Origin of the sequence: Psychrilyobacter piezotolerans (assembly GCF_003391055.1) — a bacterium.
Lineage (GTDB): Bacteria > Fusobacteriota > Fusobacteriia > Fusobacteriales > Fusobacteriaceae > Psychrilyobacter > Psychrilyobacter piezotolerans.
In genome coordinates, this window is the sequence record NZ_QUAJ01000011.1 from 84,697 (window position 1) to 97,131 (window position 12,435).

General features: G+C 36.0%; 13 protein-coding genes and 2 rRNA genes. 6 read left to right on the plus strand and 9 right to left on the minus strand.

Annotated features, from left to right (window positions below; translation table 11 throughout):
- Positions 1-12 precede the first annotated feature (12 nt).
- The 4 genes from DYH56_RS15965 to DYH56_RS07870 all read left to right on the plus strand — a co-directional run bounded on the left by DYH56_RS15965 (position 13) and on the right by DYH56_RS07870 (position 2,684).
- Entirely contained in the window at positions 13-171 is a 159-nt protein-coding gene (locus DYH56_RS15965) for a hypothetical protein (RefSeq protein WP_158539095.1), read from the plus strand.
- Between the two features lie 223 nt (positions 172-394).
- Positions 395-1,168 carry a transporter substrate-binding domain-containing protein gene (locus tag DYH56_RS07860; RefSeq protein ID WP_114642298.1) on the plus strand — a complete coding sequence of 258 codons (774 nt, stop codon included), beginning with the start codon at positions 395-397 and terminating at the stop codon, positions 1,166-1,168.
- 3 nt (positions 1,169-1,171) lie between these two features.
- Entirely contained in the window at positions 1,172-1,963 is a 792-nt protein-coding gene (locus DYH56_RS07865; RefSeq protein WP_114642299.1) for an amino acid ABC transporter permease, read from the plus strand.
- Positions 1,953-2,684: an amino acid ABC transporter ATP-binding protein gene (locus DYH56_RS07870; protein ID WP_114642300.1), complete on the plus strand. Its 732-nt coding sequence runs from the start codon at positions 1,953-1,955 to the stop codon at positions 2,682-2,684. Before DYH56_RS07865 ends, DYH56_RS07870 begins: the two co-directional genes overlap by 11 nt.
- Before the next feature lie 57 nt (positions 2,685-2,741).
- Here the strand turns inward: DYH56_RS07870 and DYH56_RS07875 are convergent, their stop codons facing one another.
- Positions 2,742-3,041 carry a GIY-YIG nuclease family protein gene (locus DYH56_RS07875; RefSeq protein WP_114642301.1) on the minus strand — a complete coding sequence of 100 codons (300 nt, stop codon included), beginning with the start codon at positions 3,039-3,041 and terminating at the stop codon, positions 2,742-2,744.
- A gap of 151 nt (positions 3,042-3,192) precedes the next feature.
- Here DYH56_RS07875 and DYH56_RS07880 point away from each other — a divergent pair, with 151 nt between their 5' ends.
- Both DYH56_RS07880 and DYH56_RS07885 read left to right on the plus strand, forming a co-directional pair.
- Positions 3,193-4,512, plus strand: a complete 1,320-nt coding sequence (locus DYH56_RS07880; RefSeq protein ID WP_114642302.1) for a DUF1576 domain-containing protein — start codon at positions 3,193-3,195, stop codon at positions 4,510-4,512.
- A 104-nt stretch (positions 4,513-4,616) separates the two neighbouring features.
- On the plus strand, positions 4,617-4,865 hold the full coding sequence (locus DYH56_RS07885) for a CPF_0552 family protein (RefSeq protein WP_114642303.1): 249 nt from the start codon (positions 4,617-4,619) through the stop codon (positions 4,863-4,865).
- Positions 4,866-4,920: 55 nt separating this feature from the next.
- Here DYH56_RS07885 and DYH56_RS07890 read toward each other — a convergent pair whose 3' ends face one another.
- From DYH56_RS07890 to DYH56_RS07925, 8 genes are all read right to left on the minus strand, one after another.
- Entirely contained in the window at positions 4,921-6,825 is a 1,905-nt protein-coding gene (locus DYH56_RS07890; RefSeq protein WP_114642304.1) for a [FeFe] hydrogenase, group A, read from the minus strand.
- On the minus strand, positions 6,818-8,524 hold the full coding sequence (locus tag DYH56_RS07895) for an NAD(P)H-dependent oxidoreductase subunit E (RefSeq protein ID WP_114642305.1): 1,707 nt from the start codon (positions 8,522-8,524) through the stop codon (positions 6,818-6,820). Before DYH56_RS07895 ends, DYH56_RS07890 begins: the two co-directional genes overlap by 8 nt.
- A complete protein-coding gene (locus DYH56_RS07900) occupies positions 8,512-9,306 on the minus strand; it encodes a Mut7-C RNAse domain-containing protein (protein ID WP_114642306.1) in 795 nt (264 codons plus the stop codon). Before DYH56_RS07900 ends, DYH56_RS07895 begins: the two co-directional genes overlap by 13 nt.
- A 10-nt stretch (positions 9,307-9,316) precedes the next feature.
- Positions 9,317-9,655: an Mth938-like domain-containing protein gene (locus DYH56_RS07905; RefSeq protein ID WP_114642307.1), complete on the minus strand. Its 339-nt coding sequence runs from the start codon at positions 9,653-9,655 to the stop codon at positions 9,317-9,319.
- Positions 9,656-9,781: 126 nt separating this feature from the next.
- Positions 9,782-10,309, minus strand: a complete 528-nt coding sequence (locus DYH56_RS07910; protein WP_114642308.1) for an NUDIX hydrolase — start codon at positions 10,307-10,309, stop codon at positions 9,782-9,784.
- Positions 10,310-10,335: 26 nt separating this feature from the next.
- A complete protein-coding gene (locus tag DYH56_RS07915; RefSeq protein WP_114642309.1) occupies positions 10,336-11,559 on the minus strand; it encodes an aminopeptidase in 1,224 nt (407 codons plus the stop codon).
- Positions 11,560-12,108: 549 nt separating this feature from the next.
- Positions 12,109-12,225 (minus strand): 5S ribosomal RNA (gene rrf / locus DYH56_RS07920).
- 84 nt (positions 12,226-12,309) lie between these two features.
- A 23S ribosomal RNA gene (locus DYH56_RS07925) occupies positions 12,310-12,435 on the minus strand; the annotation flags it as partial.

The following is a 12,435-nucleotide window of genomic DNA, read 5'->3' on the forward strand; positions in this document are numbered from 1 at the left end:
GAGAGAAATAATATGAGATATAGAGTTGTTTTAGAGGAAATGAATAAGAAAAAGAATAAAGTTGAAGTGAAAACCGTAACTTGCCATGTAGGAGTAAAGGGTAATATTGAGGAATACGCTAACTATTATTCGTATGACAATAAGTCAACAATTGTAAGTATCTATAAGTAGATTATTATAAGGGGCTCTGCCTCTTTTTTTATTATTTGGGAAATTATACCGCAAGAGGCATCAAAATATTCGAAATGGGATACTTTGGTTGTGACTAATTGGACGCAGCATAACGTTGCTTTTTTTTATTTTAAAAAGGAAATTTAAATTTTTGTTTAATAAAGTTATGGTATATACTTAGAGTATTGTTTATATTTTAACTCGGAAATTCAAGGAGGAATTTATGAAAAAAATTATATTTTTATTTTTAATTATCTTTAGTGTTATAACCTTTGGAAAGAAGCCGCTAGTGGTTGGAATGGAACTGGCTTATCCCCCATTTGAAACTACCGATAAATATGGCAATCCAAGTGGTTTTAGTGTAGATATGGCTACAGATTTAGGCAAGTATCTGGGTAGAGAAGTTGTCATAGAGAATATGGGATATGGAGGTCTTATCCCCGCATTAAAAACTAAAAAAATCGATATTATCTTATCATCTATGAGTATCACAGAGAGAAGAAAGAGATCTATCAACTTTTCCACCCCCTATGCAAAATCAAATCTTGCAATTTTAGCCAACCAAAAGAGCGGGATAAAGGATCCCATGGATCTGAATAAAGAAGGCAGGAAAATAGCCGTAAAGAAAGGAACTACCGGCCATGTAGTAGCTATGAAGGTTTTCCCAAAGGCTGATATTTTAGTCTTTGATAAAGAAAGTGCCTGCATCCTGGAAGTTACCCAGGGAAAGGTGGATGGTTTTATATATGACCCACTGACAATTTTAAAAAATTGGAAGAAAAACAAAAATACTACTGAACCTATCTTAAAACCCTTTGAGGAAACTCCTCAATATTGGGCCATTGCATACAACAAAAATAACAATGAATTAGGGAAACAAATAAATAAGTTTATAGAGAGTTATAAGAAAAATGGAAGTTTAGATAGATTAGCTGACAAATATCTTGCTGAACCTAAAGAGGAATTTGAAAAAAGAAATATCCCTTTTTTCTTTTAAAATATGAAAATTAAGGATTTATTCTATGCCAAAGATGAGAAATTCAACATAACTTTGTCAGCAAAAATAGTTAATATTACACTCCTCTTAATCATAGGAATTATATTTTGGAACTATGCTTTCAGCAGATTAAATTACGAATCCCAGGGATTTTCTGTCTTTTTAGAGTTCAAATATAAATTTATCTTTGGTTTTTTTATAACCATTATGATCTCTATATTTTCTTTGATTTGCAGTCTGATCATCGGCAGCCTTTTAGCTATGGGTCAAAAAAGCAGATTTCTGCCCCTTCATTATTTTACCAAGATTTTTATTGAGATAATAAGAGGGACCCCTCTTATTGTCCAAGTTTATCTTTTTTTCTATGTGGTTGGAACAGCCTTAGATATAAATAACCGGTACCTTATGGGGGTCCTTATTATGGCTACCTTTTCTGGTGCATACGTTGCAGAGATTATCAGAGGCGGGATCGACAGCATCGACAAAACACAGATTGAATCAGCCAAAGCTTTGGGCTTTACCAATTTTCAAAAATATAGATATATCATCCTGCCACAGGTTATAAAGAGGGTTATGCCTCCCCTTGCAGGACAGTTTGCATCCCTTATCAAGGATTCATCCCTTCTATCTATAATTGCAGTAAATGAATTCACAAAAAATGTCCAAGAGGTGGATTCCATCACATTTACTCCCATTGAAAATTATGCCGTCTTAGCTGTGGGATATATCTTGTTGACTTATCCTATCTCCCACCTGTCAAAAAAATTAGAAAAGAGGTTTTCATATGGAGATTAATATATCAAATTTAAAAAAAATATACGGTGATCAGGTTGTTCTAAATAATTTGGAATTAGATATAAAAGGTGTCCATTCCTTAGTCATCATAGGTCCTTCCGGGGGTGGAAAATCCACCCTCCTGCGGATCTTAGCAGGCTTAGAAATTCCCGAAGAAGGAAATATCACCATAAACAACAGACCCCTGTCATTTAAGGAAGCAGATCTTTGCAACTACAGGAAAACTATCGGAATGGTATTCCAGGCATTTAATCTTTTCCCCCACCTGTCAGCCATGAACAACATCACCCTGCCACTGGAAAAAGTACATAAAATAAAGAAGGATGAAGCTAACCTTCGTGCCAGAACTCTATTGGACAGATTTCAATTGGGAGAACATGGTCATAAATATCCTTCCCAGCTATCAGGGGGACAGCAACAACGGGTAGCTATAGCACGTGCTGTTGCTCTTGATTCTCAATTTTTGCTTTTAGATGAGCCTACTTCAGCATTGGACCCGGCTCTGACCTCTGAGGTCTTAGACAGCATTTTAGAATTGAAAAAAGAGAAAAAAGATTTGATCTTAGTCACCCATGAGATGGGGTTTGCCAGAAATGTAGCTGACTATATTCTCTTTATCGACCAAGGGAAAGTTTTAGAAGCAGGAGAGGCTGGCCCACTCTTTAGCAATCCTCAGACACCGGAATTAAAAGAATTTTTAGGAAAAACATTGAAATATTAAAAAAAAGGATACTTTTTCATTGAGAATGAAAAAGTATCCTTTTTTTATTCCAATCCCCTATGACAGCTTTTTTATCTCTATCCCCTTCTCCTCATATATTAATCTAGCCAGATATTCCCTGTCTGTATAAAATAACACCTTCTTCTTTTTAGTGTGTTTTTTTATAAAATATTCTACCCTGCAGGCCTGGGATTTCGTTTTTGTCTCCCAGAGAGAAAAGAGCTCAAAGGGTCCCCTTCCCCGGGTGTATTTAGCACCCTCTCCGCGCCTATGAGCCTCCATTCTTTTCTCTACATCATTGGTTATCCCTGTGTAGACACTTCCATCTCCACACCCCAGCATATACACAAAATACATCCATTCACCTCTGTTTTTCAACTAAATTTTTACAAAAACATCCATTACTTAAGTTTTTCCCACTGTTTTTTTATCGACAAATAAAGTATAATATAAGTCTATACCAATTGTAAAGATTGGGGTTTATTGTATTTTATCAGGAGGATTTTTTATGGATGAATTTAGCTGCGGGAGGCTGCAGAAAGCTAAAAATTTAACCCTTATATTGGCTTTTGCCGTTTTAAGCGTTTTTACCTATTTTGTTATTATCGACAAGACAAACATTATTATCGGATTAAAAAATATAGTTACATCCCCTTCAACACTCATAACAGATTTCTTGGTTATCGGCGGGTTAGGAGCTACATTTTTAAATGCATTTAGTTTATTTATTTTTAACTTTATCTTGATTAAAAGTTTCAGAGTAAAGATCAGTGGATTGGTTCTGGCTGCCTTTTTTACAGTCTTTGGATTCTCATTCTTTGGAAAAAATATATTTAATGTCCTGCCTATCTATCTCGGCGGAATCATGTATGCCAAGTTTGAGCATTTAGATTTTAAAACAGTCTTACCCACAATCATGTTTACCAGTGCATTGGCACCATTTATCAGTGCCATGGCATTTAGTTCAGGATCATTTGAGGAGGCCTATCTTTTAGCTATGATCTTAGGAATAGTTATAGGATTTATCGCCACTCCCCTAGCCAAAAAGATGGTTTCATTTCATGAAGGATTCAACCTTTATAATTTGGGATTTACCGGCGGACTGTTGGGAGCAGTTATCACCTCCGTCCTCAAGGCTTATGATTTTAATATCGAGCCTCAAAAGCTAATTTCTACTAAATATCATATGGTGCTGTTGATCACTTGTTCCATGGTCTTTTTACTTATGATCTCGGTGGGATTCTATATCAACAAGAATAGTTTTAGTGGTTATAAAGAACTATTAAAATGTGATGGTTTAAAGTCTGATTTTGTAGAAAAATATGGATACGGACTTTCATTTATCAATATGGGAATCAATGGATTTATCTCCATCACCTTCATCCTCCTTGTAGGAGAAACTTTGAGCGGACCCCTCTTAGCAGGGATCTTAACTATCGTTGGTTTTTCTGCCTTTGGAAAACACCCTCTAAACATTACGCCTATCCTGTTTGGTGTTTGGTTAGCCGGTGCAACCACCCAAGTGGATAAATTCGTTTTGGTTCTTTCAGCTCTATTTGGTACTGCCATGGCTCCAATTTCAGGAGTATATGGCCCTCTTTGGGGTGTCGTTGCAGGATGGCTTCATATGTCGGTTGTTAGAAACATTGGTGTTGTTCATGGTGGATTAAACCTATATAACAATGGTTTTTCTGCGGGTATAGTTGCAGGTGTTTTATTACCTGTCATCCGTACTTTTACAAATAGAAAAAATAAGTTTAAAGATAAATATCTCTTAAAACGTCAGGAACTTTATAAAAATCTATATTCAGAAGAAGATTTAGACTGATCTCTTGTTTTTTTCATATATTTAATCTATACTCATACTAATAACCGGGGTTTTATTAAAATAATAAAAAATCTCAGTCAATAATTTTTTTATAGGAGGAGTTTATGGAATTTAAAATTATAGGAATCAAACTGGAAAACAGGAATGAAGCTGCCATCCCTGTGCAAAATACCCTTACAGAATACGGTTGTTATATCAAGGTGAGGTTAGGGCTTCATGATATAGGAGATAACACCTGCTCCCAAGATGGTTTAATTTTATTGGAATTAATTGCTGAAAATCATATCATCGATGAATTTTTAGAAAAATTAAACTCTATTGACGGAACAACAGCTAAAAAAATGTTCATATAAAAATTAAAATAAAAAAGAGGTAGCTATCAAGTAGAAAACTTGATAGCTATCTCTTTTAAGTTAATGTCTTTCCTCTCTCAATGTATTTAGTGTGAAGAAGTTTATGCGCCTTATGCCCTCCAGGGCCATCGGTTAAAAATTTCCCGTATAACTCTATTACAGCTTCATTTTTATAAGATTTTTTTATCTCAGAATCCCTGTCTTCCCCATAAATTGCCCTGGCTCTAGCCTTTCTTATCTCCTCATTTGTAGGTATAGGCTGGCCACCACCACCCAGACACCCTCCCGGACAAGCCATAAATTCTATAAAATGACATTCACTGAACTCTCCCCCAGCTTCTATATTTTCCAGAACTCTTTTAGCATTGGCAGTCCCATGGCACACAGCTACCTTCAGGGTAACTCCCTTTAAAAACTCAAAATCTTCAAAATGAGATTTTAGTAGTTCCGGGACTTCTCCCACCCTGTCAATAGTCAACTCTGCATACTTTATTTTATCAAACCCACGTACTACCTTGATCTCTCCAGCTTCAAATACCGATTCTATCTCTCTTCCTGTAACCAACTCGTAGATGGTTCTTATGCCAGATTCCATCACTCCACCAGTAGCTCCAAAAATAACTCCTGAACCGCTTATACCACCAAAAGGATCATCAAATTCTGATTTTTCTAAGTTAGGCAGATCTAATCCTACCTCCTTAAACATCTTTCCCAGTTCCCTGGTGGTCAATCCATAATCTATGTCCCTGTACCCTGAATCACACATCTCTTCTCTGCCAGCTTCAAATTTTTTAGCTGTACACGGCATCAGAGCTACTGTCACCACATCTTTTGGATCGATATTATTTTTCTCACAATAATAAGTTTTTATGATACTTCCAAACATCTGCTGAGGGCTCTTGGCAGTGGATAGATTGTCTATATATTTGGGATTGAAATGTTCCAAATATTTTACCCATCCTGGAGAACATGACGTAAACTGCGGTAAAGCTTCATCTCCCCCCTCCGTTAAATTTTTTTTCAGCCTCAAAAGAAGTTCCAGTCCCTCCTCTATGATGGTCAGGTCGGCACTAAAACAAGTATCAAATACCATGTCAAATCCGCAATATTTCAGTCCTGTATTCATTTCTAAAGTCAAGCTTTTACCAGGAGCCACTCCAAACAACTCTCCTATTCCTGCTCTAGGAGCCGGGGCTGTTTGGATAACCACATGTTTATTTTTATCTTCCAATGCCTTCCAGACTTCTTCAGTTTGATCTTTTTCATGGAGGGCTCCAGTAGGACACCGATTTACACATTGCCCGCAATTAATGCAAATTACATTCTCCATATTTCTGTCTCCAAAGGTAGAGATGTAAGACCTGTCTCCCCGTTCTTTCACCCCAAAAACTCCTACCTCCTGCAGATCCACACAGCTCCTCACACACCTTCTGCAGAGGATACACTTATCCATATCCCTGACTATAGACATGCTGCTGCAATCCACCGGTTTTACATTTTTATTTGGGTGCCCAAAGGGATATTCTGTGATTCCATAATCTTCCGCTAGATCCTGCAGCTCACAGTTCCCGTTCCTTATACAGGAATAACATTCTCCCACATGGTTAGCCAGCATAAGATCCAGTATATGTCTTCTGGCTTTTCTGATTTTATGGCTGTGTGTTTTTACCTCTATGGCCCTTTCAATAGAGTAGGAACAGGATGCCTGTAAGGTTTCCATTCCTACCACTTCTACCAGACAAATCCTGCAGATCCCTGCAATACAAAGATCATCGTGATAACATAGAGTGGGTATTTTTATCCCCAAAGATTTAGCTACCTCCAAAATAGTTGTTCCTTTTTTTACTGTTCGTTTCCTTCCATCTATAATTATATCTACCAATTCTTCTTCACAGGCCTGCTCTTTATTTTCACAGGCCAGCCTTATTTTTTCAGCCTTGCTTGCCCTACACTCACTCATCACTTCCCCCCCTCGGTAACCTTCCTAAGATTTCATCCTTAAAATTTTCTATGATAGATATAAATGCATTGGGACTGGACTGTCCCAGTCCGCATTTAGAAGAAATTTTTATAGTTTCAGCCAGATCCATCAATTCCTCTAAATATGTTATGGGACACCTTCCCTCTTTCAGGAGTTTCAATCCATTGGATAATTTTCTATTTCCCTCCCGGCAGGGGGTGCACTGACCACAACTTTCATCCACAAAAAAATCCATAAAATTTTGAGCCACTTCCAGCATATCCCTATCCTCATTAAATAAGATGATAGAGCCCCCTGTAGGTACTGCCTCAAAAGCTATCCTGTTTTTAAAATCTCCTGCCTTGACACATCGGCCTGCTGCTCCCCCTATCTGTACCGCCTTTATATTTTCAGCTCCTACTTTTTCTATTAATTTTTCTATGGTTATCCCAAAGGGCAGTTCATATATCCCTTCAGCCTGGCAGTCCCCAGAAATACTGAAAAATTTAGTTCCTGTAGATTTAGAAGTCCCGTATGTTTTAAAAAATTCTACACCATTTTTAAAGATTAAATTTATATCTAAAAATGTTTCCACATTGTTTACTATGGTAGGTTTATCATAAAAACCTGTATCCACAGGATAGGGCGGCCTGTTTCTAGGCTCCCCCCTCATCCCTTCCAATGACTCGATAAGAGCTGTTTCCTCCCCGCATATATAAGCTCCTGCCCCCATCCTTATTTCAATCTCAAAATCAAATCCATCTACTCCCAAAATGTCCTTTCCCAGTAATCCGGCTTTTTTTCTATTTTTTAAGATTTTTTCAATAATTTCTTTTAAATAAAAATATTCTCCCCTGAGATAGATAAAACCCTTACTAGCTTTTATTATATAAGAGGCTATAGTCATCCCTTCTATAACTTTATTACAGTGTTTGTGCAGGATATACCTGTCTTTAAATGTTCCCGGTTCTCCTTCATCTGCATTACAGACTACATATTTAGGAGTTTTCTCCTGCTTATAGGCCAATTTCCATTTTAAAGAAGTAGGAAATCCTGCTCCTCCCCGCCCCCTGAGATTAGCCTTCTCTATATCCGAAAGAAGGTCCTCAGATTGCCTTCCTATTACCTTTTTAATTACCTCCCCATCCTCAAATTCACCCTTGAGCAGGGGTCCCTCTATTTGAACATTTGAAATTATTGTATCTTCAAATTTTTCATCTAAATTATTATTTTTACAGGCATTTATTATTATTGGAATATCTGCAGGTTTCACCCTTGAGATTAATTTTTTATCTACCATCAAAACTGGTCCTCTGTCACACATTCCCAAACAATTACAATACTCCAGTGAAAATAATCCATCCTGTGTAGTCTCACCAAATTTTATTCCTAACTCATTTATTAGTTGTTTTTCCAACCTTTTCTTTCCCTTTAAATCACATGAAATTGTTTGGCACAAACGAATCACATGTTTTCCCCTTTTTTTATTTAAAAAACTATAGAAAGAATAAACTTCCTCTATTTCTGTTGGATGGATTTCCAAACTATGAGCCAGCTCCTCCATCAGATCTTCTCCTACCTCTCCATATTCATCCTGTAATTCATTCAATATAGGAAGTATTGAAGATTTTTCTAAAGAATATTTTTTTATCAATTCTTTCAATGATCTTTTCATTGCTTCTTTTTTTAATTTTTCCATATATCCTCCTTGTTATATTTCTCCATGGGTCCATTTTTTTTATAGTGTCTTAAAGAACAAAGAAATTTATCTGCAAACTCCTCCATCCTTTCCATGTGCCCCCCTTTCCAATAAATTTTTTTACACATAGTACACCTTAAAAATTCATTGTAATATTTTCTTGTAAGGGGCTCAAGTTCTTCCATTATTTCTCCCTTGCTTACCCTTTCCAATATGCCATTACAGCTGATACACCTTAAAAATGGTTTAATCTCCGGCAAAAGATGAAAGTTTAAGAATATCTCCCTTAACTGCTCCTTGGAGTCATTTGATTTAATTAAATAACCATACCTTACTACTCTTCTTTTTAGTATCCCCCTATCCCTTGTGAGAATCACCCTTCCTTCTTTCAGTGCTGTTTCCACAATTTCTTTATCGGAATAATAATTTTGATACAGGGTGTCTATACCAAAAATCCTCAAGTACTTAGCAAGCCTTCCAAGATGCACATCTAGAATAAATTTTTTAGGGTAGTTTATCAAATTTTGAAATTTTGGTTCCTCCACATGATTAAATGCGGGATATACTTCAATCTCCTGACCATCTTTTAATATAAATGAAAATTCCTCCTTCTTACCATCTATGATTATCATCCCCACCTCTGTATGGGGTATCCCCTGTGCCTCGATGAGATCTTTTACACTCTGCCTTAACTTTAACTCCAAAGATAATTTTTTACCCCTTTTATCTTTTTTAAGCAGCTTATTTAAAGAATCATAAAATTTAATATTTATCCGATCCATAGATCCTCCTTTAGCAGGTTAAATGAAAGGCTCCCACCTTTTTTTTCGAATCAATTTTATTAAATATCTCCACTGCCCTGCTGCTTTTTTCAATATAATACTTTATTCCGGCTGCTTCAAGCTCTTTTTTAACCTCATCTGCCACATCCATACAACCTGAATATCCCGTTCCTATAACCAAAACCTCTGGCTGATAATCTAAAACTTCACCTAAATCCCTCACTTGCAGGTAGTGTCCCTGAACCCTCCACCAACTCGACACAATCTTTTCTGGAAAAATTATGAGATCTGAGTCAAAACCAATACCGTCCACCTTCATCCTTCCAAAGGAATAACTTTCAATTATCATGGCACCCACCCTTAAAACTTTTTTTATTTATTTTTATTTATTCTAAAAACCCTCCCTGATTCCTTCAATAAAGAAAAATTGTTAATTTTATATAAAAAAAAACGGAGGGGAATCCTCCATTTTTATCTATGATCTTGTCCGAATATTGTTTTTATTTTTGTTCATATACATATAGTAGATTAGTATGCTCTTCATGTCCGTTGTAATTTTTTCCATTTCGTCCAACTTTACCCACTTAGTTGTAAGATCCTCCGTTTCATCTAACTCTAAATCCAATGGTTTTGTCTCATTGCTTTTTAATTTAACCATATAAATATATAATTGTTCAGTAGTATATCCCGGTGATGATGCCAGAGCTTCCCTGGATTCGTATATTATTTCTACATCATCCATTGTATATCCTGTTTCTTCCCTTAACTCTCTTTCTAAAGTTGATTTAGCGGTTTCTCCTTCTTCTATTATTCCTGCCGGTATCTCCAATAGATGCGAGTTGGTTCCAGGCCTGTATTGATCTACCAGGAGAGTTTTTTCCTCCTTTTCATCTAATACCAATACACCTATGGCATTGGGTTTATTTATATACTCCATTTTCAATTCCCTGGTAGGATGATCTTTTAGTTCTATTTTTAAAAACTTTAAATCCGATAATTTCATAAAATTTTCTCCTTGTATTTTGATATTTATATTGCCCAGTTTCCATTTCTGAATATTGGTGTCAGAGCTCCATTCTCATCGATTCCATCAATGGATAGATCCTCTGAACCTACCATGAAATCCACATGTACCAGACTATCGTTTACACCATTTTTCTCCAATTCCTCCAATGTCATCTCTGTTCCCCCCTCTATACAGCTTCTATAAGCCGTTCCAAATGCAAAGTGACATGAGGCATTCTCATCAAATAATGTGTTATAAAAAATAGTGTTGGTATTGGATATAGGTGAATCTACAGGAACCAGTGCTATCTCCCCTAGATATTTAGCCCCTTCATCTGTTTCCAATAAGTTTTTCAAAATTTCATAACCTGTTTCAGCTGTAAATTCTACTATTTTCCCATCTTTAAATGTCAATTTAAAGTTATCTATTAGGTTGCCGCCGTAGTTTAATGGCATTGTACTGGACAAAACTCCATTGACCCCGTCTTTTTTCGGCATAGAAAATACTTCCTCTGTAGGTATATTCGGGCTGAATTCCACACCACCTTTAGTTATAGAAGCACCTGCTTTCCATATTTGTTTAGGAGACATTTCCACATATAGATCTGTGCCTTTTGATTTATAGTGTAAAGTTTTAAATTTCTTAAGATTTAATATCTCGACCTTATTCTTTAAATTTATATCATGATTTTTCCAATCTTCTACAGATTTGCCCTCTTCTACCCTTGCTACAGAAAATATACTCTTCCACAGTTTATCTACAGCTTCATCTTTGTTCAAATCAGGATATACTTTTTTTGCCCAATTTTCAGACGGCACTGCCAAAACACACCAAGCATTCTCATCACTCATCACTTTTTCTCTATACTTTTTTAGTGCAATGGAATTTGACTTAGCTGCTGCTGCAACCTTTTTAGGATCTACATCTTTAAGTAATTCAGGATCCGGAGAGATTATATGTAAAAATGCAGCTCCCTCTTCAGCCAGATCTTCCATCTGCTTTATCGTCCATTCAGGAAAGTCTTCCAAAGTTTCCATAGATACATTTTTAAATCTGGTATAACTCAATATATCATCATTCCAACTGTAGATAACATCTTTAACACCCATTTCATAAGCCTTCTTAGCTATTATCCTTGTAAATTCCACCGCATGTATAGGGGTATTAATAAATAATTTTTGCCCCTCCTGTATATTTACACCTATTTTTAGTGCCAATTCCGCGTATTCTTCCAATTTCTTTCTCATAAATATCTCCCCCTTTTTTTTATTAACTATATTATATAGTAATATTATATTTTTGTATCAATTTTTTTCTCCACCATCAAAAAAAGTCATCAACATTAATTGATGACTCCTCCTGATTTTTTAATTTTTTCTCTTTGTCGCAGATTACACAGATTTATTTTGACCTTTCCTCTTGAAGTTTATAGTCGTTGAGCTTCAACAGTACTGTTCCTACAATGACGATTGTGACTTACTCCACTAAGACAGCATGTAAACTTCTTGACCTTCTTTCGTCTATTTCTTGTGTCAAGACAAGAAACAGACCCGTATTAAAGATGGAATCTTTAGAATCTATTCACCCTCTCTTTTTGTCTCTCTCCATTTGCTTTGTTACTCCAATATCAGAAGAAGAGGGTAAACCTTCTTGAATTTTTGGTTACTACAGATATTTAAAAGGTGTAGATGTAAATTAATTTTCCCTTTATTTTTGATGATGTACATAAAAAAAGAGCCATCAAAATTAATTGATGACCCTTTCTTCTTTTTGAATTTCTTCAAAAAATAAAAAAGACTTGGCAAGTTCCTATCCTCCCAAGGGGCTGCCCCCTAAGTACTTTCGGCGTTTACGGACTTAACTTCTGGGTTCGGAATGTGACCAGGTGTACCCCCGTAGCTTTTCTTACCAAGCTTACTTTCTTATGAATGTTGTACATTCAAAACTATATAATAATGTTTTTTAAATTAACTCTTTTCTTCTAAATCATTTTGCTTTAGGTTAAGTGTTCGTCATATTAGTATTGGTCAGCTAAAGACTTCACAGCCCTTACACCCCCAACCTATCAACCTCGTAGTCTCCAAGGTGACTTATCAATGATAGAATACTTATCTCTGAGTTGG

Bases quoted from the DNA above. Each gene is read 5' to 3' on its own strand.
- DYH56_RS07875 (WP_114642301.1), bottom strand. From the start codon at position 3,041: ATGTATTTTGTGTATATGCTGGGGTGTGGAGATGGAAGTGTCTACACA.
- DYH56_RS07905 (WP_114642307.1), bottom strand. From the start codon at position 9,655: ATGATAATTGAAAGTTATTCCTTTGGAAGGATGAAGGTGGACGGTATT.
- DYH56_RS07910 (WP_114642308.1), bottom strand. From the start codon at position 10,309: ATGAAATTATCGGATTTAAAGTTTTTAAAAATAGAACTAAAAGATCAT.
- DYH56_RS07890 (WP_114642304.1), bottom strand. From the start codon at position 6,825: ATGAGTGAGTGTAGGGCAAGCAAGGCTGAAAAAATAAGGCTGGCCTGT.
- DYH56_RS07865 (WP_114642299.1), top strand. From the start codon at position 1,172: ATGAAAATTAAGGATTTATTCTATGCCAAAGATGAGAAATTCAACATA.
- DYH56_RS07880 (WP_114642302.1), top strand. From the start codon at position 3,193: ATGGATGAATTTAGCTGCGGGAGGCTGCAGAAAGCTAAAAATTTAACC.
- DYH56_RS07915 (WP_114642309.1), bottom strand. From the start codon at position 11,559: ATGAGAAAGAAATTGGAAGAATACGCGGAATTGGCACTAAAAATAGGT.
- DYH56_RS07895 (WP_114642305.1), bottom strand. From the start codon at position 8,524: ATGGAAAAATTAAAAAAAGAAGCAATGAAAAGATCATTGAAAGAATTG.
- DYH56_RS07860 (WP_114642298.1), top strand. From the start codon at position 395: ATGAAAAAAATTATATTTTTATTTTTAATTATCTTTAGTGTTATAACC.
- DYH56_RS07870 (WP_114642300.1), top strand. From the start codon at position 1,953: ATGGAGATTAATATATCAAATTTAAAAAAAATATACGGTGATCAGGTT.
- DYH56_RS07900 (WP_114642306.1), bottom strand. From the start codon at position 9,306: ATGGATCGGATAAATATTAAATTTTATGATTCTTTAAATAAGCTGCTT.
- DYH56_RS07885 (WP_114642303.1), top strand. From the start codon at position 4,617: ATGGAATTTAAAATTATAGGAATCAAACTGGAAAACAGGAATGAAGCT.
- DYH56_RS15965 (WP_158539095.1), top strand. From the start codon at position 13: ATGAGATATAGAGTTGTTTTAGAGGAAATGAATAAGAAAAAGAATAAA.